The organism is uncultured Flavobacterium sp. (assembly GCF_963974175.1).
Taxonomy (GTDB): domain Bacteria; phylum Bacteroidota; class Bacteroidia; order Flavobacteriales; family Flavobacteriaceae; genus Flavobacterium.
Map to the genome: position 1 here is coordinate 327,016 of NZ_CAXBBR010000001.1, position 22,784 is coordinate 349,799.

Below are 22,784 nucleotides of genomic sequence, written 5' to 3' on the forward strand. Positions count from 1 at the left end.
CAACCATGAAAAACAAATTAATCTTGACCCTAGACCAAGGAACAACATCTTCTAGGGCAATCGTCTTTAACCATGACGGAGAAATTGTAAGTATTTCTCAAAAACCTTTTGAACAGATATTCCCTAAACCGGGATGGGTAGAACATGATCCTAATGAGATTTGGTCTTCTCAGATTAGTTGCGCTGCAGAAGTAATCGCAAAAACAGGAATTTCAGGAAAGGAAATAGCTGCAATTGGAATTACCAATCAACGCGAAACAACAATAGTTTGGGATCGAGAAACAAGCGAACCTTTATACAATGCCATTGTTTGGCAAGATCGCCGAACAGCAAAATATTGTGACGAATTAAAAGCAGCCGGCCATGCAGAGATGATTCAAAAAAAGACAGGACTAGTTTTAGACGCTTATTTTTCGGGAACAAAAGTAAAATGGATTTTAGACAATGTCCCAGGTGCTAGAGAAAAAGCAGAGCAAGGAAAGCTATGCTTCGGAACTGTAGACACTTGGTTAATCTGGAAACTAACACGAGGCAAAATGTTCATGACCGACGTCTCTAATGCAAGCAGAACCTTATTATTAAACATTCACACATTAGAATGGGATACTGAATTACTTGAATTATTTAATATACCAAGAGCTATGCTTCCCGAAGTGAAACAAAGCAGTGAAATATATGGAGAAACCTGTACTACGCTATTTTCGACAAAAATCCCAATTGCAGGTGTCGCAGGAGATCAACAGGCAGCACTTTTTGGACAATTATGCACTAAACCCGGAATGGTTAAAAACACCTACGGAACCGGTTGCTTTATGCTAATGAATACTGGCGACAAACCTGTTTATTCTAAAAATAATTTACTAACTACAATCGCTTGGAAAATTAACGGCAAAATAACTTATGCCTTAGAAGGAAGTGTTTTTGTAGGAGGAGCGGCAGTACAATGGTTGCGAGACGGTGCAAAGATGATTGATTCAGCCGAGGACATCGAAGCCCTAGCATCGAGTGTTCCAGACAACGGTGGTGTTTATTTTGTGCCTGCTTTGACAGGATTGGGCGCTCCATATTGGGACCAATATGCCAGAGGAGCGATTCTAGGTATTACCAGAGGAACTACAAACGCACATATAGCGCGAGCAACGCTAGAAGGAATTGCTTATCAAGTGTATGATTTAGTAAAAGCGATGGAAGCAGATTTTGGCAAGAAAGGGACAGAACTGAGAGTGGATGGCGGAGCCGCTGTTAATAATTTACTGATGCAATTTCAATCAGATTTATTCGGCTTTAAAGTAATCAGACCTAAAACGCTAGAAACAACGGCATTAGGCGCTGCCTACCTAGCAGGACTGGCCGTAGGCTACTGGAAAAGTGTAGACGAACTACAACAACAATGGTCCATTGATCGAGAATTTTCTCCAGAAATGCCTAAAGTGGAAGTAGATGAACTAGTAAAAAACTGGGATAAAGCAGTTGGACGTGTTGGAAACTGGATTGAAGACTAATTGCAAATCATAAAAAAAACACTGAAAAATGACACCATTTATAGCAGAAATAATAGGCACAATGCTCCTTATCTTATTAGGTAATGGAGTAGTTGCAAACGTAGTTCTTAAAGACACCAAAGGAAATAATTCAGGATGGATTGTAATTACCGCAGCATGGGCATTTGCCGTTTTTGTTGGGGTAGCAGTGGCAGGCCCTATAAGCGGCGCCCATTTAAACCCTATAGTAACACTCGGACTAGCATTTGTAGGCAAATTTGCCTGGAGCCAAGTAGTCCCTTACATTGTCGCTCAAATGATTGGAGCTATGTTAGGCGCTTTCTTAGTTTGGCTTTCGCACAAAGATCATTTTGCAGCAACCGAAGATGAAGCTGGAAAATTAGCTTGTTTTAGTACAGGTCCGGCTATTAGAAACTACACTTCTAATTTAATTAGCGAAATCATAGGTACCTTCGTTCTTATTTTTGTGATTTTTTACCTCGCAGGACCAGATGTACACATTGCAGCTGCGGCTGACGCCAAAATAGGATTAGGATCAATAGGAGCTTTACCTGTTGCTATTTTAGTATGGGCGATTGGACTAAGTTTAGGAGGCACTACCGGATACGCGATCAATCCTGCTAGAGACTTAGGCCCCAGAATTGTACATTCCATACTTCTAAAAGGGAATAGCGACTGGAGCTACGCCTGGGTACCAATTGTAGGTCCGATAATAGGATCTAGCCTTGCAGCATTATGTTATCTAATGCTTAGTTAAAACCGCTCCTAATAAATTAAAATAAAATGAAGAAATTTATAATTGCCGCTGTAATCTCACTTACAGGGTTAGCTGGATACGCTCAAAAAACAACAGTTTCAGACACAATACTTACCTCTAAAGAAGAAATAAAAAAATCTCGATTAGACTTTAATGTTAACCTTAGAACCAGCCATTTATGGAGAGGACTAGTTATTAATGATGGGATGACCGCTACTGGATACATTCATTATGCCTTAGACAAAGAACAAAACTTTACAGTTGGACTATGGGGAGGAGCAGGATTTGATGGAAAATACACTGAAATAAATTATTTCGTTCAATACCAAAAAAATAATTTCTCCATCGGTTTATGGGATCTATTTAACACAACAGGAATCACCACGCCAAGAGTATTTAACTACGACAAACTTACTACCACACACATCATTGATTTAAGAACTTCCTATCGTTTCCCAGAAACCTTTCCTTTACGCATTGAAGCTGATGTATTATTATATAGTGGCTTAAACGATCGCGAACTTAATAATAGCAATGACTATCGTAATAGAAACTCTACCTATGTAGAATTAAGTTATCCGTTGATTAGAGATCAAAAAGTAAATCTAAATGTATTTATGGGGGCTGCTTTTCCTATTAATGGAAGTAAGCACTTATATACCAACAAAGCGCAAAGTGATTTTGACATCGTAAATGCAGGTATGACAGTCACTAAAAACATTGAAATATTTCATTATCAACTACCCGTTTCGGCAACTGCAATGTGGAATCCCGCTAATAAAATTGCAAGAATTCAACTAGATGTGAACCTATTTTAAACTTTACTATTGTATTTAATTTTGTAGTCAAAACTCTCTTTTAGAAATAAAAGGGACTTTTTTCATCTAAAACTTTCTCGAGTCGTAAACCTTACCGAAGAGAACACGCTCCTATTTTGTTGCTATGACCTGATAAAAGATCGAAAAATAAAAACATTCCCTTTAATAGAAACAATAAATACAATAGGCAGGAAAAATCATTTACATCTTTATCCAACTGATATCTTTAAAATACGTACAATGAAAAGTAAAAAAAACGAAATGAGAAAGAAAATGAATCCAGATCATGACGATCACGTGGCAAATTGCCGGCTACCTTCTGAAAAAGTATGTAATTTATCGATCAAAGAATTAAGTCCTGATTCAACTTGACAACAAAGTCAATTAGACTCCTTTAAAAAATTAGCTAATGGCTTTTTGTAAAAGGGATATCAATAAGAAATGAAATATCGCGATGGAAATCCTGTCCTTTTTATGTATTAGTATTCATCGCTACATAAAATACAAACAGGCATAAACGCAGCGTTTGAGGAGCTATTTACACCTGTATTTACTTGAATAATCTAATTACTACAAAAAAGCATCAAGGAGTTACTTGCTACTCTTACCCCTTAGTAACGCAACTATTATTATTATAAACACCGCTGCTCCTACCACCATAACCCATGGCTCCGCATACCAATCACTCTGACCACCATCCACATTCAAATTCACATCTATTGTTTGATCTTCCTGGGCCCAAACAATACTTTGAAAAAAGAAAAATGTGCCTATCGCTAAATACTTTTTTGAAATTCCGCCGAAATTTAATAACTGTTTCATGTCGAATTATTTTTTTAACTAACGCTATAACAGAACGCTAACCGTTTATATATCACAAATATAACACTGATTCTTTACGAAAACATTACAAAATTATCTATAATAGTTGTATAATTCATATTTTTTTAATTAAAAACATGAATATATCAATAACTAGTAAAGTCTAAAAAACGCTCCCTATCTAAGTCAATGAAAAACACTTTACTTTAAATTAGTCATCGGATTTTTATTCTAGTTTTAATAATGGGACTTAGCTAATTGTTATAAATATTCAGGTACAGGCTGTTTTATTCAAGGCTATCTAAATATATTTCTCTAGCCCGAACTACTTCACAATACATTTACTTTTTTAAGGATTCAGCAAACTTCGTTTAAAGTGCGAATACTTTTATTTTGTTAAAAAAACAAGATAAAAGATTGTAACGCAAAGCTGGAAACAGCTCCATACTATAATCTTAAACCGCATTACAAATAAAAACCAAAAACATTGTTAAATCTTTATCTGACATCTTGTCACATCTATTGCAATTGCCTTATCTTTGTGCCTTGAAAAAATATGATGGAAAAGATAATTGAAGAAAGCAAACAAGGCGAAAGTCTTGTACTGGAAAACAAACCCGAGAATACTAAAAAACTATTTATAGAAAGCTACGGTTGTGCGATGAATTTTTCGGACAGCGAAATTGTAGCTTCGATACTATCAGTTAACGGATACAATACTACTCAAGTTCTAGAAGAAGCCGATTTAGTTCTAGTAAATACTTGTTCCATTCGTGATAAAGCTGAACAGACAGTTAGAAAAAGATTAGAGAAATACAATGCAGTGAAACGCATAAACCCGAAAATGAAAGTTGGGGTTCTAGGTTGTATGGCAGAACGATTGAAAAGTCAGTTTCTGGAAGAAGAAAAAATTGTGGATCTTGTTGTGGGGCCTGATGCCTACAAAGACCTCCCTAATTTATTAGCAGAAGTTGAAGAAGGACGTGACGCAATCAATGTGATTTTGTCGAAAGACGAAACCTATGGTGATATTTCACCGGTTCGCTTGATGAGTAATGGCATTACTGCTTTAGTTTCTATCACTCGCGGTTGTGACAATATGTGCACTTTTTGTGTAGTACCTTTCACCCGCGGACGCGAGCGCAGTCGTGAACCTCAAAGTATAATGAAGGAAATTCAGGACTTATGGGACAAAGGTTTTAAGGAAATTACACTTCTTGGGCAAAATGTGGACAGTTATCTTTGGTACGGAGGTGGATTAAAAAAAGATTTCGCAACCGCTTCTGAAATGCAAAAAGCAACCGCAGTTGATTTTGATCAATTATTAGAAATGGTGGCTGTTGGATTTCCAAAAATGAGAATTCGTTTTTCTACTTCTAATCCACAAGACATGCACGAAAGTGTTTTGCACGTAATTGCAAAACATCCAAATATATGTAAACACATTCATCTACCCGTTCAATCAGGAAGTAATAGAATCTTGAAGGAGATGAACCGTTTGCATACCCGCGAAGAATACATGACATTAATTGATAAAATCAGATCTATTATTCCAAACGGATCCATATCACAAGATATGATTGCCGGTTTCCCAACGGAAACAGAAGAAGACCATCAAGACACCTTGAGCTTAATGGAGTATGTAAGATATAACTTTGGCTATATGTATTCCTACTCTGAAAGACCTGGAACATTGGCAGGAAGAAAAATGGAAGACGATGTTACCGATGAAACCAAAGCTAGAAGATTACAAGAAATTGTAGACTTACAACAAAAACATGCCTGGTCTCGCTCTGAGGAATTTATCGGACAAACCGTAGAGGTTTTAGTGGAGAAAGTTTCGAAAAAATCTACTGAAGAATTTTCTGGAAGAAACTCACAAAGTATCACAGTAGTTTTCCCGAAAGAAACGTACGCTATTGGTGACTTTGTAAATGTAAAAATAACATCTTGTACTAGCGGAACTTTGAAAGGGGAAGCTGTGGGATTTAGCGAAATGAATTAAAAAAAGTGTACAGTTTAAGGTTTAAAGTTTTCCTCAATTGGCCGACTTTAAACTTTAAACAAAAACAACTTTAAACAATATAGAACATGGATACAGTTCAAGCTATAAAACAACGATTTGAGATTATCGGTAATGACCCGAAACTTAATCGTGCAATAGAAAAGGCCATTCAGGTTGCGCCTACTGACATTTCAGTATTGGTTGTAGGTGAAAGTGGTGTTGGAAAAGAAAGCATTCCAAAAATTATACATTCCCTTTCGCACAGAAAACACGGGAAGTACATAGCTGTAAACTGTGGCGCTATACCAGAAGGAACAATTGACAGTGAGCTTTTTGGTCATGAGAAAGGTGCTTTTACAGGAGCAACAAGTACTCGTGAGGGCTATTTTGAAGTAGCAGATGGCGGAACTATTTTTCTTGATGAAGTAGGTGAACTCCCATTAACAACCCAAGTTCGATTACTTCGTATTCTAGAAAATGGCGAATTTATGAAAGTTGGTTCTTCTCAGGTTCAAAAAACAGATGTAAGAATCGTAGCAGCTACCAATGTCAATTTATTTGATGCTATCGAAAAAGGAAAGTTTAGAGAAGACTTATATTATCGTTTAAGTACCGTTGATATTCTACTACCTCCATTACGAGACAGAAAAGATGATATTCATTTATTATTCAGAAAATTTGCTGCTGATTTTGCCTTCAAATACAAAATGCCACCATTAAAACTAGACGAAGGTGCAGTGCAAGTATTACAAAAATTTCGCTGGAGCGGAAACATACGTCAGCTGCGAAATGTTGCTGAACAAGTTTCTGTTCTGGAAACCAATCGTGATATTACTGCTGCTGTTTTACAATCATATTTACCTTCTGAAGGCAGTAATTTACCTTCTGTTATAAAAGATAAAAAAAACGAGAGCGATTTTAGCAACGAAAGAGAAATTTTATACAAAGTACTTTTTGACATGAAAAGTGATTTGCATGATCTAAAAAAACTTACTTTAGAATTGATGGAAAATGGTAGTTCTAAAGTTCAGGAAACCAATAAAAACCTGATTACAAAAATATACGGATCTAAAGAGAATGATAACGAAATCGACTTTGAAGAAGAACCAAGAACCGCATTGATCTCCAGCCAAAGCAATGAAGGAAACTATCAAGAGAATGACGATAATTATACCTTCGCAGAAACTGTAGAAGAGGAAGAAGAAGTATTGAGATTAGAACAAAAGGAAATCGAAATGATTAAAAAGTCATTAGAAAAAAACAAAGGAAAAAGAAAAGCAGCAGCTGATGAGTTAGGGATTTCGGAAAGGACCTTGTATAGGAAAATCAAACAATTCGATTTGTAACACAAATAAAACGTCAAAAATCAATTCTACAATCCAAATTAGTATATTTGGTAAAATTGAAATTTTCAATAATAAATATGAAAAAAATATATTCTTTACTAGCTCTATTTTCGTTATTTATTTTAAGCGGTTGTTCCGTGTACAACTTCACGGGAACCGGGAAGATCGATGCAAAAACATTCCAGGTTAACTTTTTTCAAAACAATGCAGAGTTGATTGAACCTGGAATTGACAGGACATTTACACTTGCCTTGCAAGATATCATCATGAATCAAACTAATCTAAATTTAGTAAAAAGTGGAGGAGATTTAATTTATGAAGGAGAGATTGTCGATTACAGAATAAGTCCAATGACAGCGACCGCAGATCAACAAGCTTCTCAAAACCGCTTAAAAATTAGAGTAAACGTAAGATTTACTAATAAAAAGAAGGAAGTCGATAATTTCGAAAAAACGTTTGAATTCTTTTACGATTATCCAGCTGCCCAACAACTTTCTGGCTCCACTTTAAACAGTGCCATTAAAGTGATTTATGAAAGAATCACGCAAGACATATTTAATGAATCTCTCGCAAAATGGTAATCACACTTTGCTATTCGATTTAAAAAATCTGAAACCTAAAAATGAACGTAACTGCTTATACAACCTTAATCAATAAACCAAACACTATTTCTGAGGTGCAAACTTTAGCTTTAGAAAAAGTATTGGATGAATTTCCTTTTTTTCAAAGTGCAAGAGCTTTGCGATTAAAAGGACTATACAACCAAAATAGTTTTAAGTATAATTTTGTTTTAAAAGTTACTGCTGCACATACAACCGACAGAACGGTATTGTTTGACTTCATAACTTCAGACAGTTTTATCGCTATTCAAAAAGAATTGTATGATAAAAAAGCGCTTGAACTTTTGGACATCGATGTCATAGACGGCGAAATAATCACCTTTGAAGAGAAAATAGAGCCTAAAAAGAATACATTAGAACAATCTATTCTAACCTCTATAAAAGAATCCTCTACTGTTGACTTAAACACTGATTTAAATTCTACTGAAGAGAAACTAGCCATCGGTACGCCATTAGATTTTTCTAAGAACGAGCAACATTCTTTCCAAGAATGGCTTCAACTATCCAGAACACAGCCTATCGACAGGGGTAACGAAAAAATAAACGTTCCAAAACCAACACCACAAAACGAAGGTCAAAAGAAAAAAGCCGCATTAATCGATAAGTTTATTGAAACCAGCCCAAAGATCTCCCCCGTTAAACATGGAGTAGCATCTACGATTCGAATTGATATAAATAAGGACGATCATTCTTCACTAATGACTGAAACTTTAGCCAGGGTATATTTAGAACAAAAAAAATATCAAAAAGCGATTCAAGCTTATGAAATATTAATTTTGAAATATCCAGAAAAAAGTAGTTTCTTTGCAGACCGTATAGCGGATATTAAGATTTTACAACAAAATAATAATTAAACAATGAGCACATTTTCAATTTTTTTAGTTTTAATAACAATAGTTTGTTTTCTATTGATTGTAGTAATAATGGTTCAAAACCCTAAAGGTGGTGGATTATCATCTACAATAGGTGGTTCTCAAATGTTAGGTGGGGTACAAAAAACAACTGACTTTTTAGATAAAAGTACTTGGACATTGGCTACAATACTTATCGCATTAATATTATTATCAAGTTTAAGCTTCACAGGAACATTAAGCGATACGGATTCTAAAATTATTGACAACACAGAAACTGCAGCTCCAGTTGCACCTGCTACACCGATACAAGACGTACCAGCTACAAAATAATTCATCACATATATTATAAAAAATGCCAGCCTGTCAAAGCTGGCATTTTTTATAAGAAATTATGTCAGTTTAATAAGGGTGGCATAATTTCTGACTTTCAATACACACTAATATAATTAAAAAATAAAATCATGGCTTTAAACATTAAACCACTTTCTGACCGCGTTCTTATAGAACCAGTAGCTGCTGAAACTAAAACTGCGTCAGGGATTTTTATTCCAGATACTGCTAAAGAGAAACCACAAAAAGGAACTGTTGTTGCAGTTGGGAATGGTACAAAAGAACATACAATGACTGTAAAAGTTGGAGATAGCGTTCTTTACGGAAAATATGCTGGAACTGAATTGAAATTAGAAGGTAAAGATTATTTGATAATGAGAGAAGATGATATTCTTGCAATAATATAATTGCAGAAATAAATCTAAAATAATACAGACAAGTAGTAACTTGTCTCTTCAAAAAATTTAAACAAAATAAAAGAAATGGCAAAAGATATAAAATTTGATATAGAAGCACGTGACGGACTAAAACGTGGCGTTGATGCGTTAGCAAATGCAGTTAAAGTTACACTAGGGCCAAAAGGTCGTAATGTAATTATTGGAAAATCATTTGGTGGACCAACAGTAACAAAAGATGGAGTTACTGTAGCTAAAGAAATTGAATTGAAAGACCCGTTAGAAAACATGGGAGCTCAAATGGTAAAAGAAGTAGCGTCAAAAACCAATGATTTGGCTGGAGATGGAACTACAACTGCAACTGTTTTAGCGCAAGCAATTGTAAAAGAAGGATTAAAAAATGTTGCTGCAGGAGCAAATCCAATGGATTTGAAACGCGGTATCGATAAAGCAGTAGAAGCTATTGTTGCTGACTTAGCAAAACAATCAAAAGTTGTAGGTACTGATTCAGACAAAATCAAACAAATCGCTTCTATTTCTGCAAATAACGACGAAGTAATTGGTGAATTAATTGCTACTGCTTTCGCAAAAGTAGGAAAAGAAGGTGTTATCACCGTTGAAGAAGCAAAAGGAACAGATACCTATGTAGATGTTGTTGAAGGAATGCAATTTGACAGAGGATATCTTTCACCCTATTTTGTTACCAATTCTGAAAAAATGGAAGTAGAGTTAGAGAATCCTTATATCTTGTTATACGACAAAAAGGTTTCTTCTCTAAAAGAATTATTACCAGTTCTTGAGCCAGTTGCTCAATCTGGGAAACCATTATTAATTATTGCTGAAGATGTAGATGGTGAAGCACTATCAACATTGGTCGTAAATAAATTACGTGGAGCCTTAAAAATCGCTGCTGTAAAAGCACCTGGTTTTGGAGACAGAAGAAAAGCGATGCTTGAAGATATCGCTATCTTAACTGGAGGAACTGTAATCTCTGAAGAAAGAGGATATACTCTTGAAAATACTACTTTAGAAATGTTAGGTACTGCTAAAAAAGTAACTATCGACAAAGACAACTCTACAATTGTAAGTGGTGCTGGTGAAGCTGACATGATTAAAAACCGTGTAAACCAAATTAAAGGTCAAATGGAAGCTACAACTTCTGATTATGACAAAGAAAAATTACAGGAGCGTTTAGCTAAATTAGCTGGTGGAGTTGCTGTTCTTTATGTTGGTGCTGCTTCTGAAGTAGAAATGAAAGAGAAAAAAGATAGAGTTGACGATGCACTTCACGCAACGCGCGCAGCTGTAGAAGAAGGAATTGTTGCTGGTGGTGGTGTTGCATTATTAAGAGCTAAAAATGTATTAAGCACTATAAAAGCTGACAATGCAGATGAGGCAACAGGAATACAAATTGTATCTCGTGCAGTTGAATCTCCATTAAGAACCATTGTTGAAAATGCAGGTCTTGAAGGTTCTGTTGTTGTTGCAAAAGTAGCCGAAGGAAAAGGCGATTTTGGTTACAACGCTAAAACGGACGAATATGTAGATATGCTGAAAGCTGGAATTATCGATCCTAAAAAAGTAACACGTGTAGCGCTTGAAAACGCTGCTTCAGTTGCCGGAATGATTTTGACTACTGAATGTGCTTTGATTGATATTAAAGAAGAAAACGGAGGCGGAATGCCAATGGGTGGCGGTATGCCGGGAATGATGTAATATCTCAAACCATTTTATATATAAAAATCCGTTCTGTTTAATTACAGAACGGATTTTTCATTTATACTGATATACTGAAATCCGGAATATTAATTCTAAAAAAGCAATACGTATAGCATTATAAAATCCTACCTCAGTTATTACAATGATATTAACCAATGAATGTGCTTTAACTGATATTAAAGAAGAAAACTGCAACGGACTACAAATAGGTATCGATTAACCAGAACCATGTAATATCAAAACGTTTACATAAAAAAATCCGCCCTGTTTAATAACGGGACGGATTTCTTATTTATATCACTATATGAAGAACACTACTGACGCTTCGTTTTGTATATATCTTTTTATTCCTCAGCTACTGTACTTTTTTTAGCCAATTTAAGCAGTACAGGAGAAAGTGTTAATACCACTAAACCAATAATTATCAATTCAATATGGTTCTTTAAATCTATTTGATAGTTCTCGAGTAAAAACCCATATAAGTAATGACCTGCAAAAATCAATGTAAAGGACCACAGAAATGAACTTACGACATTATAAAACATGAACTTCTTTTTATCCATAGTTACAATCCCCGCTACAATTGGAGCAAAGGTTCTGAATATAGGTAAGAATCTGGCAAAAATAATAGCTCTACCTCCATGTCTTTCGAAGAAGTCTTTGGATTGGACAAGATATTTTTTCTTAAACCAAAAAGTATCCTTTTTATTATATAGATAATATCCACTTTTAGACCCAAACCAATATCCCACTATATTACCTAAAATACCAGCGATTGCAACAGAAGTTGATAAAATCACTACATTAATAAAATCACTACTTATAAAAAGTACATTTTCTATTAACTCTCTATTATAAATTCCCGCCAAAAAAAGCAAACTATCACCCGGTAAAAAGAACCCAGCAAACAGGCCTGTTTCAGCAAAGATGATAAATAACACAATATAAATACCTAGTTTTACTCCATTTACATCAAAGTGAATGTAAAAAAGCGGGTCTATTAAATTCTTCCAATCAAAACTATTCATTCTTTGGGGTTTAACGCTTAAATTATTAATGCGTGAAAGTAGGTATAAATTATATTAACCACAATTTATTGCATAATTTTAAAGTTTAATTAACGCTTAAACGACCATTTGAAATGGCTTAGTCCTGTAATTAGTTATCGCTTTTATTAATTAAATATTTTTGGCCACAGAAGTTTGGAATTAACACGTTCGTATTCTCTTTTTTTTAGGTAAAAAACACTCGGAATTATCTCCAAAACAAAAGCCCAAAGATTTCTCTATGGGCTTTTGTTCTAAATTACATCAATGCAAAATTTAGAGCTCGAATTCCTGTCCCATTAAAGGCACAGAACAATCAAATCCGTAAACCTCTTTTATTTTTATTCGAAGTTCATCTGCAGGCTGGTTTTCACCATGAACTAAGAATACTTTTATAGGTTTGTTTTCCAATTCTGAAAGCCAGTTGAGCAGCCCTTTTTGATCTGCATGAGCTGACAGTCCTTCTATTTCTAGAATATTTGCTTCAACGGGATAATATTTCCCATAAATCTTGACCTCTTTAGCTCCTTCTAGTAATTTCCTTCCTCTGGTTCCTTCTGCTTGATAACCAACAATAATTACGGTAGTCTCAGGTACACTGATGTAGCGTTCTAAATAACTCAAAATCCTTCCGCCAGTTACCATTCCGCTTGCGGCGATAACTACTTTTGGTCGTTTATTATAGATCGTATCAATCGTTTCCTTATAATCAGTAATCATGGTAAACATTTTATTTATCGCTATACAATCTTCTAAAGATACCTTATGCCACTTTCTATTTTCAAAAAAAATGTCGAAAGCACTCACTCCCATAGGCGAATCTACAATATAAGGCATGTCAGGGATTTTACCTTCTTCTTTGAGTTGCCAAAGCAAATACATGATCATTTGTGCACGCTCCACTGCAAAGCTTGGTATAAAGACCGTACCTCCCTTCTTGAACGTATTATTAATATACGTTTCTAATTCTAACTTAGGATCAGTATCAGGATGAATTCGATCTCCATAGGTACTTTCCAGAAAGACATAATCTGCTTTTTTTGGTTTTGTGGGCGGATACATTAAAACGTCGTTATCTCGACCAATGTCACCTGAAAAAACTAATGTTTTATTTTCGATCGTTAACTCAATACTACATGCTCCAATTATATGTCCCGCATTGACAAAAACAGCCGAAATTTCAGCATCTAAGGGCACGGACTCATTTGCATTAATGACTCTGAAATGTGGAAAAACTTTTCTTGCTTGTTCTACATTATACAGCGGCTCTGCCACTTCGTGTTTAGAATATTTTTCTTTGTTTGCTCTTTCAGCTTCTTCTTCCTGAATCTTACCACTATCCAAAAGAATAAGCTCAGCAATTTCTTTTGTAGGTCCTGAACAATATATTTTACCTTTAAAACCTTGATCCACTAATCTCGGCAACCAACCGCAATGATCTAAATGCCCATGCGTAAGAAGAACAAAGTCAATAGAAGAAGCTAAAACCGGCAAAGGCTGCCAATTCAGTTCCCGCAAAGGCTTTATCCCCTGAAATAGTCCGCAATCTATCAGAATACGCACTCCATTGCTTTCAATTAATGTTTTTGAACCTGTTACGGTTCCTGCCGCTCCAATAAATTTTACTTTCATGACCCAGTTATTAAGGTTAAAAAATCAAACCAATATTTATTTTAAATACATCTGACTAACTCTCTTACTTCTTTTAAAACATTTTTAATCCTATTAGCGCTCAAACCAATTTTATCCAAATGTTCTGAATTATTTATTAGTTCTTTTGCCAAGATTACATCCAATATTAACAATTTATCTTTTTCTGCCAAAGACAATGTAGTAAGACAGGTCACAGGATAAAGACAATCAATATCATTTTTAGTTTTCAAATTATTACCTTTCGGATAATCCCAACTCAATAAATTCATACCCGAACATTTTGCATAATCTACCGCATCAGACGTAAATCGATTATTAGTTACTATCCAGCATTTTGAAATCGTTTCGTTTTTTGAGAAGACGATCTGTTTTCTTTCTTTCAAATCATTAAATCTCGAAAAAACATACAAGGAAACTTTGACGTCAGACTTCGTTTCTCTAGCAGAATGAAATTTACATTCAACCATTTCTAGCGCATCGCCTTTCTTAATCAATACATCAATTTCATGAGAAACACATTTGCCAGGCAAAGTTAAATTGGTGGTTGTGTGATAGCCTTCAGCATCAAAAAGTCGAGCGATATATTTTTCGAAGAAAAAACCGGCAGGCCCCAACAACTCTAACCCCGACCTTAAATTATATCGGGCTGCATGTGAGTTCGCCTCCTTTTTTAGCAAAACGAAAGCGCGTTTGTATATTTTTTTTGTTGAAATTCCGTCGTAGATTTCCTTGCTAATTTTACGCAAGATATCCTCAACTACCAAATCGTCTGCACCAGATTTCATCAGCGACTTTCTGAGCTTCTCAGGGTCAAAATCAACAATATCACCGGAATGTTTAATTATCTTCATACATACAAAATACTGATTGTTAAATAACTAAGCCTACTTAAAGGTACGCAAAACAAATCGAATATTGAGCTTTATATTACAAAAGCATGGATAGATAATTAAAAATAAATAATTTAATTATAAAATTGGAATCACATCAACTTCCACCTTTATCTTATGTTCTCCTGAACTAAAAATAATTCCTTTTAATGGAGAAATATCGGAGTAATCTCGACCATAGGCAGTAACAATATGGCGTTCACCTGATATTATATTATTTGTAGGATCAAATTCACACCAGCCCATTTCAGGTACATAAACAGAAACCCATGCATGAGAAGCATCAGAACCTTGCAACTTCACTTTACCTTTTGGAGGAAGAGTTTCTAGATAACCACTTACGTAGCGAGCGGCAAATCCTAAGCTTCTAACACAAGCAATCATTAAATGGGTAAAATCTTGGCAAACTCCTTTTCGGAGTTTTAAAACTTCATTTAATGGTGTGTTTATTGTAGTTGCTCCTGAGCTAAATTCAAACTCTGTAAATATTTTTTCAGACAATTTAGCAATTGATTCATAAAGCGATTCATTGGGAGCCAAGCAAGTTTGGGCAAAAAGTTTTATTTCTTCATCCCAAAAAATGAAAGGACTTGGAAGTTGAAATTGTAACAATTCATTCTTCAATACCAACTTAGTGTCAAACAAATTTAGTGCCTCAGCACACGTAATTGCATTAGCTACTACTATTTTTGGCGTAAAAACCTCAACAATACTGGTGGAAATAACTTGTAAAACTTTATGTGGTTTTAAAATAGAAAAATAATATTGGGTGTTGCCAAAATAATCTTTTCGAGCATATAAATTTTGAGGATTAGGCTCTATTGTCAATTTAAAATCTTCACAATTTTGCCTTTCTGAACTTATCGGATGTAAACAAACAATACATTGATAGTTATGAATTGAATCTATGTAGGTATAGGTCGTTTTATGTACTAATTTATATTTCATCAGAATTATCTTTGTCTGTGGCTAAAAATGAAAGTTGCATCACTGAATGATTAAAATACAAACTAGACAAGCTACTAGTTACCGATGAAATTAATTCAGAAACGTTGTTGATAGTGCTATCTAATGTCTTTCTAAAATTATTTTCGTCAGCTTGTTCTAATTCCTCAGGGTCAATTAATTTAATTATTGTACTTGCTTCTAATACCTTCTTTTCAGTAATACTCAATTGGTTGAATTCTGATTTTTTTGGTAAATTAGAAATATTATATGAAAGCGTATCTAAAATATAAGCAAGCGTATAAGGCGAATTTTTCTCTAAAAACAACATGTTTAGAACTGTAACTAAATTTAATTGTGATTTATAATTACTCCGATACTGAGCTAATAAGTTATGATTTTCTAAAACAGATTCTAATAAAAGCTGTTCTACCTCTTCACTTCTTTTAAAACAAAATAAAGTTTGAATGACTGAAACAAGCGATAAAAATCGCTCAATATTCTTTCCAGCTTCAAACAGATAAAAACCATTTTCTCTTGGTAACGTTTCGTAAGTATTACCATAAAATGCCATTAGCCTTATATATAATTTATCAAGGCCGTGAGTAGTTTGACTAATGTTTTGTTCATTAGACGCTTTTAAACTAACTAAACTTTCTTCTATTAAATATATAATTCCTTTAGTATCGTTATTCCATTTTTCACTGATATGATTGATAGTATATAAAAGCGACTGCACATTATAAGTTAGCGACCCTTCCTTTTTGGAATCATTAATCAATGGAATCAATTCCGCTAGGGGTTTTTCAAAAACAGTCTCATCTTCCTCTCCATCTTCACCTACAAAGCCAGGATAAGTTTGTGTAAGATGTGTAACCGCTTTAAGCAAAACGACTAAAAATTCAGGTTGTTTTTTTCCATGACTACTTACATTTTCGTTTAATCGATTAAAAATTATTTTCAAGAAACTAGTTAACACCAATGTTCTTTCAGACAACCTTCCTACCCAAAATAAATTTTCAGCATTTCTACTCGTCAAAGCCGTACTAATAGAAATGGGATTATTTTTTTTAATTTCTATAATATCTTCTTGCCGCTCTTGCGGCTCTTCTAATTCTTCTAGATTATCAGAAATAATCCAGGTATCTTTTGAAATTCCTCCAAATTGATTCGAAATTTGAAACTTATCTTCGACAACTGAACTACGAGTAAGCCCACCTTTCATCACTTTATAATTGCTACCATCAGAAATTAAAAAAGCCCGAATTACAGCTAATCTAGGGAGAATTTTCCCGTCAATTAAAGAAGGCGTAGTTGATAAACTCACTTCCTCTTGAGCCACATATTCTTTTGGATTGCTCAAAATAGTAGCTTTGAGATCCTTCAATTGTTCTTTATTTAATTTTCTTCCGTAAACAGATTTAAAACCTAAATCTCTATTAGTTTTCTTAATAATTAATTTTGGTAAATTATTCAAAACATAAATTAATTCCTTAGTTTGCCCGCACCACCAAGTAGCCGTGGAGTTCATGATTAGCGGCTCTTTCAATAAAAATTTACAAGCATTTTGAATAAATGCCATCAATCCATGATTTTCTAAAACTGAAATTCCCGGAGGATTAATTACCGTAACATTTCCTAAACGCATTACTTGTAACAGTCCTGGAATTCCTAGTAGTGAATTTTTATTAAGTTCTAAAGGATCACACCACTGGTCATCAATACGCTTTATAATTACATCCACACGTTCTAATTGGTCAATCGTTTTTAACCAAACAAATCCTTCTCGAACTAGTAAATCGCTTCCTTCTACTAATTTAAATCCTAAATACGAAGAAAGATAAACATGTTCAAAATAAGTTTCGTTTCCTGCTCCAGGCGATAAAAAAACCACATTTGGATTTTCAACGTTAGTACTAAGTTTCCCAACTGTTTTTTGCAATTCACTAAAATACGGACCTAATTTACCACGGTGAATATTTTTATTAAGTTGCGGAAAAACATTTGCCATAACAATTCTATTCTCCAAAGCATATCCTGATCCTGAAGGGGATTGAACACGATTATCCAACAACCACATTTTACCGTCTGGCCCCCTAGCTATATCACATGCTAAAAGTGAAAGTTGGTGAAATTCCTTTTGTTGTATATCAAAACAAGGTCTTAAAAATCCTGAATTATTAAAAACTAACTCCGCTGGAATAATATTATTTTTAATTAATAGCTGCTCCCCATAAATATCCTTGTAAATCAAATCGAGTAAATTGGCTCTTTGAATAAGTCCCTTTTCAATTGCCGCCCATTCAGATTGATGAATTACAAAAGGAATAGGATCTAATTTCCATGGTCGAACTAATTCATTTTCTGAATCATACACATTATAAGTAACTCCATTCTCCTTGAGTTTATTAATGATTTCTCTATTTCTGACCCCTAATTCCTCCACACCTACAGCTTCTAAAGCCGCAAAAATAGTCGCCCAATAGGGTTTTACTTCTCCACTTTTATTAATAACCTCATCGTAGGAATTAATTGTTTTTTTATAGGAGTCTAAAAAAGATATAGGTGTATTCATGCACGATTTTTATAAGGCGCGAATTTACAGTTTTTTTTAACAAATTCATCATGTTATATTCTAATATACAGTACTTTTGTCCAATGAGATTTAGAATCAAAGCAGACCTTTTCTACGATGTATATACGTCAAGCACATGCATTTTTAACATTCAAGCTTTAGGAAATTCTTACAACCAAAAGATCATTTCAGAATCTCTTGAAATAGCACCTAATCTACCTTTTAAAGAATTCTCTTTACCGGATTCAAAAATTAGATTCATTACAGTTCAAGCCAATGAATTTGTACCATTTCAAGTATGTTATCAAGGGGAAATAGACGTTAAATATAAAACAGTAAGCAAAAAAACATTGTTTAAAAACACTTCTATTTTTGATTTAGATAATAAAATCGTGCCTTATTTATCTCCAAGTAGACTTTGCCCTTCTGATAAATTAATGAACTTGGCTTTTAAACTTTTTGGATATCTACAATCTGATATTGAAAAAGCAGTTGCGGTAAATGATTGGATATTTAATAATGTCGACTATGTACCAGGGACAACTGACGCAAGCACATCCGCTTATGACACATTGAACCAGCGAGAAGGTGTTTGTAAAGATTTTGCTCATCTTGGAATTGCTCTATGTAGAGCGTTAAACATTCCTGCAAGATATTTTACATGCTATGCAACAAATATTAATCCGCCAGATATTCATGCTTGTTTTGAGGTTTATATAGGTGGACAATGGATCATTTTTGATCCCACTCGCTTATCAAATTTAAGTAGTTTAGTTAAAATCGCTCATGGAAAAGACGGTTCAGAAGTTGCCGTTGCAAGTCTTTTTGGAAATGCTTCTTGTACATATATGAATATTGAATGTGAAAATTTAAATGGAGATTTAATTCCGATGTATGCCTCTGATGACTTTTTTATTTCTTATTAAAAAGGACTTAATTTATAGTATCCATAATTTTATAGTGTCTAAACTTTCATTTTCCTATATGTTTTTATATCTTATCCGAACCTATATTAATGACATATTTTTTTATTAAATTGTCAAAAACAAAATACTACTATTATGGCTGTTAAAATTGCCCTATCCCACAAAACAACTTACACTTTTGACCGAAGTGTTAAGTTGTTTCCACATGTTTTTAGACTTCGTCCTGCTGCACATTCAAGAACTGCTATTGAAGGCTATACTTTTAAAATATCTCCAGAAAACCATTTCATAAATTGGCAACAAGATCCTTTTGGAAATTACCAAGCCCGCATCGTTTTTCCTGAAAAAATTAAAGAGCTAACGGTAGAAGTGGAAGTAATTGCAAAACTGCAAGTTATTAACCCATTTGATTATTTTGTAGAAGAATATGCAGAGGAATTTCCTTTTACATATGACCCAATGCTTCAACAAGAATTAACCGCTTACCTAAATTTAACCGAAGAAAGTCCTATTTTCCTGAAATTTATGGAGGGTCTAAAGCTAAACAAATCAGTACCAACTAATGATTTTTTAGTCTCAATCAATCAAGCCGTTTACAAAGAACTTAGTTATAATTTACGAATGGAAGTTGGGGTGCAAACACCCGAAGAAACTTTGCGTATCAAGAGTGGATCTTGCAGAGATTTTGCTTGGTTATTGATTCATGTTTTACGCCACTTTGGATTAGCTGCACGATTTGTTTCTGGATACATTGTACAATTAGCTCCCGATGTTAAATCTCTAGACGGACCTTCTGGACCTGAAAAAGATTTTACAGATTTACATGCCTGGGTTGAAGTTTACCTACCAGGTGCTGGATGGATTGGACTTGATCCAACTTCTGGACTTTTTGCAAGCGAAGGACATATCCCATTGTGTTGCACACCACATTATGAAAGCGCAGCACCTGTAACTGGTGCCACAGAAAAATGCGAAGTTAGTTTTGACTTTGAAAATACGGTAACCAGAATTCATGAAGATCCACGCGTAACAAAACCCTATTCTGACAAGCAATGGGAAGATATTATGCAGGTAGGAAATGATGTTGAGAAAGATTTAATTGAAGGCGATGTGCGCCTAACAATGGGTGGAGAACCCACTTTCGTTTCTATTGATGATTTCGAGGGTGCTGAATGGAACACTGCCGCTGATGGTCCTTTGAAACGAAAATTAGCTTATGATTTAGCACTTCGTTTAAAACAGCGATTTGCTCACGGAGGATTTATCCATTTTGGACAAGGTAAATGGTATCCTGGCGAATTATTCCCTCGTTGGCAATATGCATTATACTGGAGAAAAGACGGTTTGCCATTATGGAAAAATGACGCTTTGGTAGCCAAAGAAGGAGAAACAAAATTCAACTTCCACGATGCTGAAAAATTTGCAACTGAACTTACCAAACATTTAGGAATTGATTCTAAAAACGTAACACCAACTTACGAAGACCCTATCTATTGGGCTTTAGAAGAAGGAAAGCTTCCTGTAAATTTAGATCCTTTAAAAGTAAATTTAAAAGATTCTGTAGAAAGACATAAGCTAGCGATGCTTTTAGAAAAAGGCTTGAACAATCCAGCAGGATTTGTTCTCCCAATACGAAAGGACCATGTTGCTGATAATTGGGAAAGCTGCGCTTGGGAATTTAGAAGAGGAAATTGTTTTTTAGTTCCTGGTAATTCCCCAATCGGATTACGTTTACCATTGGATTCACTTCCAAAAACTTCTAAAAACAAGAGAGAAATTGTTGTGGACAGAAGCTTATTTGAAGATTTACCTGCTTTAGGTGATTATGATGAAAAAGTAAAAAAACGTTACGGAACTATTTCGAAACTATTTGAAGCAGCAAAAAGGGTTTTATCCAAAAAAGAAGATAAGCAGAAAAAGAACGAGGAAAAAGACGAAACCTTATTTGAAGTTGATACTTTTATTACAGCAATGTGTATAGAAGAACGTGACGGAATGCTATATATCTTTTTACCTCCTACAGACTATCTGGAGGACTATATCGACTTAATTACCTCAATTGAAATTACGGCAGAAAAACTACAAATGCCTGTTAGAATTGAAGGTTACCAACCTAAAACTGATTACAGAGTTGAGAAAATGATGGTTACCCCAGATCCTGGTGTGATTGAAGTAAATGTGCATCCTGCAAAAACATGGCAAGAAATAGTTGATAACACTTCTGCATTATATGAAGAAGCCTTTTTATGCCGTTTAGGGACAGATAAATTTATGGTTGATGGTCGTCATACTGGAACTGGCGGAGGAAATCACGTAACTCTAGGAGCTGAAAAACCAGAAGACAGTCCACTATTAAGAAGACCTGATTTACTGCGAAGCTTAATAACTTATTGGCAACATCATCCCGTTTTAAGCTATTTATTTGCAGGCCCTTTTATTGGACCTACGAGTCAAGCGCCGAGAATAGATGAAGGAAGAGATGAGAAATTATACGAAATGGAAATTGCGTTTGAACAAATTCCAAAAGACAAAGAAGTTCCATTCTGGATGGTAGATAGAATTTTTAGAAACCTATTGACGGACATTACCGGAAACACACACAGGACTGAATTTTGTATTGATAAATTATATTCGCCAGATTCCTCAACAGGAAGGTTAGGTATTTTAGAGTTACGTGCTTTTGATATGCCGCCGCACAAGCATATGAATTTGGTTCAAAATTTATTAGTTCGTGCCTTAGTAGCTAAATTCTGGAAAGAACCTTATGAGAAAAAACTAATTCGTTGGGGAACTGAGTTGCATGATAAATTTTTACTACCTCATTTTGCCTATTTAGATATGATCGATGTAGTTAATGATTTAAAAGATTCTGGATATAACTTTGATATTTCTTGGTTTGATCCATTCTTTGAATTTAGATTTCCACATCATGGTAACGTTACTATTGATAACGTTCAATTAGAAATCCGATTAGGTATAGAGCCTTGGCACGTACTTGGAGAAGAGCTTTCTAGTACGGGAACTTCTCGTTTTGTAGATTCATCATTAGAACGTTTACAAGTAAAAGTTTCTGGAATTGTTCCAGACCGTCATATATTATTATGCAAAGGATGCAGAATTCCATTAAGAAGCACAGGAACAAAAGGAGAATACGTAGCTGGAATTCGTTACAAAGCCTGGAATCCACCATCCGCATTGCATCCAAACATTGGTATTGACGTACCTTTAGTTTTTGACTTAGTAGATACTTGGAACAATAAAGTTATTGGTGGTTGTACTTATTTTGTAAATCATCCTGGAGGAAGAAGTTTTGACACCTACCCTGTAAATAGCTTTGAAGCAGAATCAAGAAAAATGAGCCGTTTTTGGGATTTTGGTCACACTCCTTCTACGACTATTGCAGCAATAGGAACAGAAGCAATATCAAACCAGGCCGCAACTTCTCGATTTTTAGTAGAATCTAAATCAGAACTTAAACCTGACACTCCTATAGAGTTAATCAATCCTGAATATCCTTATACTCTAGATTTAAGGCATTACTGGAAAGCTAAGAACTAGGCAATCATAGCACACTAATTGTA

The 22,784-nt window shown here is 34.7% G+C and carries 19 protein-coding genes; 13 read left to right on the plus strand and 6 right to left on the minus strand.

Annotated elements, in window-relative coordinates:
• Positions 1 to 5: 5 nt before the first annotated feature.
• The 4 genes from glpK (at position 6) to AAC069_RS01460 (ending at position 3,449) form a co-directional block, all read left to right on the plus strand.
• Entirely contained in the window at positions 6 to 1,502 is a 1,497-nt protein-coding gene (gene glpK / locus AAC069_RS01445) for a glycerol kinase GlpK (RefSeq protein WP_339918750.1), read from the plus strand.
• Positions 1,503 to 1,530: 28 nt separating this feature from the next.
• Positions 1,531 to 2,259 carry an MIP/aquaporin family protein gene (locus tag AAC069_RS01450; protein WP_339918751.1) on the plus strand — a complete coding sequence of 243 codons (729 nt, stop codon included), beginning with the start codon at positions 1,531 to 1,533 and terminating at the stop codon, positions 2,257 to 2,259.
• Between the two features lie 26 nt (positions 2,260 to 2,285).
• Entirely contained in the window at positions 2,286 to 3,077 is a 792-nt protein-coding gene (locus AAC069_RS01455) for a hypothetical protein (RefSeq protein ID WP_339918752.1), read from the plus strand.
• Between the two features lie 240 nt (positions 3,078 to 3,317).
• The gene (locus tag AAC069_RS01460) at positions 3,318 to 3,449 is read left to right on the plus strand and encodes a hypothetical protein (protein ID WP_339918753.1); all 132 of its coding nucleotides are present in this window, start codon (positions 3,318 to 3,320) and stop codon (positions 3,447 to 3,449) included.
• Positions 3,450 to 3,668: 219 nt separating this feature from the next.
• Here AAC069_RS01460 and AAC069_RS01465 read toward each other — a convergent pair whose 3' ends face one another.
• Complete coding sequence (locus AAC069_RS01465; RefSeq protein WP_339918754.1) at positions 3,669 to 3,899, minus strand: hypothetical protein; 231 nt, start codon at positions 3,897 to 3,899, stop codon at positions 3,669 to 3,671.
• A gap of 559 nt (positions 3,900 to 4,458) precedes the next feature.
• Here AAC069_RS01465 and miaB point away from each other — a divergent pair.
• The 7 genes from miaB (at position 4,459) to groL (ending at position 11,165) form a co-directional block, all read left to right on the plus strand.
• Positions 4,459 to 5,904, plus strand: a complete 1,446-nt coding sequence (miaB, locus tag AAC069_RS01470; RefSeq protein WP_339919016.1) for a tRNA (N6-isopentenyl adenosine(37)-C2)-methylthiotransferase MiaB — start codon at positions 4,459 to 4,461, stop codon at positions 5,902 to 5,904.
• 86 nt (positions 5,905 to 5,990) lie between these two features.
• Entirely contained in the window at positions 5,991 to 7,250 is a 1,260-nt protein-coding gene (locus tag AAC069_RS01475; protein WP_339918755.1) for a sigma-54 dependent transcriptional regulator, read from the plus strand.
• 77 nt (positions 7,251 to 7,327) lie between these two features.
• Positions 7,328 to 7,831 (plus strand): LptE family protein, encoded by a 504-nt coding sequence (locus AAC069_RS01480; RefSeq protein WP_339918756.1) that lies wholly within the window; start codon positions 7,328 to 7,330, stop codon positions 7,829 to 7,831.
• A gap of 41 nt (positions 7,832 to 7,872) precedes the next feature.
• Positions 7,873 to 8,724 (plus strand): tetratricopeptide repeat protein, encoded by an 852-nt coding sequence (locus AAC069_RS01485; protein ID WP_339918757.1) that lies wholly within the window; start codon positions 7,873 to 7,875, stop codon positions 8,722 to 8,724.
• A 3-nt stretch (positions 8,725 to 8,727) separates the two neighbouring features.
• Positions 8,728 to 9,054 (plus strand): preprotein translocase subunit SecG, encoded by a 327-nt coding sequence (secG, locus tag AAC069_RS01490; protein ID WP_339918758.1) that lies wholly within the window; start codon positions 8,728 to 8,730, stop codon positions 9,052 to 9,054.
• Between the two features lie 131 nt (positions 9,055 to 9,185).
• Entirely contained in the window at positions 9,186 to 9,461 is a 276-nt protein-coding gene (locus AAC069_RS01495) for a co-chaperone GroES (RefSeq protein WP_074721502.1), read from the plus strand.
• Positions 9,462 to 9,536: 75 nt separating this feature from the next.
• The gene (groL, locus tag AAC069_RS01500) at positions 9,537 to 11,165 is read left to right on the plus strand and encodes a chaperonin GroEL (protein WP_339918759.1); all 1,629 of its coding nucleotides are present in this window, start codon (positions 9,537 to 9,539) and stop codon (positions 11,163 to 11,165) included.
• 347 nt (positions 11,166 to 11,512) lie between these two features.
• Here groL and AAC069_RS01505 read toward each other — a convergent pair whose 3' ends face one another.
• The 5 genes from AAC069_RS01505 to AAC069_RS01525 all read right to left on the minus strand — a co-directional run bounded on the left by AAC069_RS01505 (position 11,513) and on the right by AAC069_RS01525 (position 18,277).
• The gene (locus tag AAC069_RS01505) at positions 11,513 to 12,196 is read right to left on the minus strand and encodes a VTT domain-containing protein (RefSeq protein WP_339918760.1); all 684 of its coding nucleotides are present in this window, start codon (positions 12,194 to 12,196) and stop codon (positions 11,513 to 11,515) included.
• 294 nt (positions 12,197 to 12,490) lie between these two features.
• Entirely contained in the window at positions 12,491 to 13,846 is a 1,356-nt protein-coding gene (locus tag AAC069_RS01510; RefSeq protein ID WP_339918761.1) for an MBL fold metallo-hydrolase, read from the minus strand.
• Positions 13,847 to 13,887: 41 nt separating this feature from the next.
• The gene (locus AAC069_RS01515; RefSeq protein WP_339918762.1) at positions 13,888 to 14,718 is read right to left on the minus strand and encodes an ATP cone domain-containing protein; all 831 of its coding nucleotides are present in this window, start codon (positions 14,716 to 14,718) and stop codon (positions 13,888 to 13,890) included.
• A 117-nt stretch (positions 14,719 to 14,835) separates the two neighbouring features.
• On the minus strand, positions 14,836 to 15,705 hold the full coding sequence (locus AAC069_RS01520) for a transglutaminase family protein (protein ID WP_339918763.1): 870 nt from the start codon (positions 15,703 to 15,705) through the stop codon (positions 14,836 to 14,838).
• On the minus strand, positions 15,695 to 18,277 hold the full coding sequence (locus AAC069_RS01525) for a circularly permuted type 2 ATP-grasp protein (RefSeq protein WP_339918764.1): 2,583 nt from the start codon (positions 18,275 to 18,277) through the stop codon (positions 15,695 to 15,697). Before AAC069_RS01525 ends, AAC069_RS01520 begins: the two co-directional genes overlap by 11 nt.
• 83 nt (positions 18,278 to 18,360) lie before the next feature.
• Here AAC069_RS01525 and AAC069_RS01530 point away from each other — a divergent pair, with 83 nt between their 5' ends.
• A complete protein-coding gene (locus AAC069_RS01530) occupies positions 18,361 to 19,203 on the plus strand; it encodes a transglutaminase family protein (protein ID WP_339918765.1) in 843 nt (280 codons plus the stop codon).
• A 135-nt stretch (positions 19,204 to 19,338) separates the two neighbouring features.
• Entirely contained in the window at positions 19,339 to 22,761 is a 3,423-nt protein-coding gene (locus tag AAC069_RS01535; RefSeq protein ID WP_339918766.1) for a transglutaminase family protein, read from the plus strand.
• The last annotated feature ends 23 nt before the right edge of the window (positions 22,762 to 22,784 follow it).

Bases quoted from the DNA above. Each gene is read 5' to 3' on its own strand.
- glpK (WP_339918750.1), top strand. From the start codon at position 6: ATGAAAAACAAATTAATCTTGACCCTAGACCAAGGAACAACATCTTCT.
- AAC069_RS01450 (WP_339918751.1), top strand. From the start codon at position 1,531: ATGACACCATTTATAGCAGAAATAATAGGCACAATGCTCCTTATCTTA.
- AAC069_RS01455 (WP_339918752.1), top strand. From the start codon at position 2,286: ATGAAGAAATTTATAATTGCCGCTGTAATCTCACTTACAGGGTTAGCT.
- AAC069_RS01460 (WP_339918753.1), top strand. From the start codon at position 3,318: ATGAAAAGTAAAAAAAACGAAATGAGAAAGAAAATGAATCCAGATCAT.
- AAC069_RS01465 (WP_339918754.1), bottom strand. From the start codon at position 3,899: ATGAAACAGTTATTAAATTTCGGCGGAATTTCAAAAAAGTATTTAGCG.
- miaB (WP_339919016.1), top strand. From the start codon at position 4,459: ATGGAAAAGATAATTGAAGAAAGCAAACAAGGCGAAAGTCTTGTACTG.
- AAC069_RS01475 (WP_339918755.1), top strand. From the start codon at position 5,991: ATGGATACAGTTCAAGCTATAAAACAACGATTTGAGATTATCGGTAAT.
- AAC069_RS01480 (WP_339918756.1), top strand. From the start codon at position 7,328: ATGAAAAAAATATATTCTTTACTAGCTCTATTTTCGTTATTTATTTTA.
- AAC069_RS01485 (WP_339918757.1), top strand. From the start codon at position 7,873: ATGAACGTAACTGCTTATACAACCTTAATCAATAAACCAAACACTATT.
- secG (WP_339918758.1), top strand. From the start codon at position 8,728: ATGAGCACATTTTCAATTTTTTTAGTTTTAATAACAATAGTTTGTTTT.
- AAC069_RS01495 (WP_074721502.1), top strand. From the start codon at position 9,186: ATGGCTTTAAACATTAAACCACTTTCTGACCGCGTTCTTATAGAACCA.
- groL (WP_339918759.1), top strand. From the start codon at position 9,537: ATGGCAAAAGATATAAAATTTGATATAGAAGCACGTGACGGACTAAAA.
- AAC069_RS01505 (WP_339918760.1), bottom strand. From the start codon at position 12,196: ATGAATAGTTTTGATTGGAAGAATTTAATAGACCCGCTTTTTTACATT.
- AAC069_RS01510 (WP_339918761.1), bottom strand. From the start codon at position 13,846: ATGAAAGTAAAATTTATTGGAGCGGCAGGAACCGTAACAGGTTCAAAA.
- AAC069_RS01515 (WP_339918762.1), bottom strand. From the start codon at position 14,718: ATGAAGATAATTAAACATTCCGGTGATATTGTTGATTTTGACCCTGAG.
- AAC069_RS01520 (WP_339918763.1), bottom strand. From the start codon at position 15,705: ATGAAATATAAATTAGTACATAAAACGACCTATACCTACATAGATTCA.
- AAC069_RS01525 (WP_339918764.1), bottom strand. From the start codon at position 18,277: ATGAATACACCTATATCTTTTTTAGACTCCTATAAAAAAACAATTAAT.
- AAC069_RS01530 (WP_339918765.1), top strand. From the start codon at position 18,361: ATGAGATTTAGAATCAAAGCAGACCTTTTCTACGATGTATATACGTCA.
- AAC069_RS01535 (WP_339918766.1), top strand. From the start codon at position 19,339: ATGGCTGTTAAAATTGCCCTATCCCACAAAACAACTTACACTTTTGAC.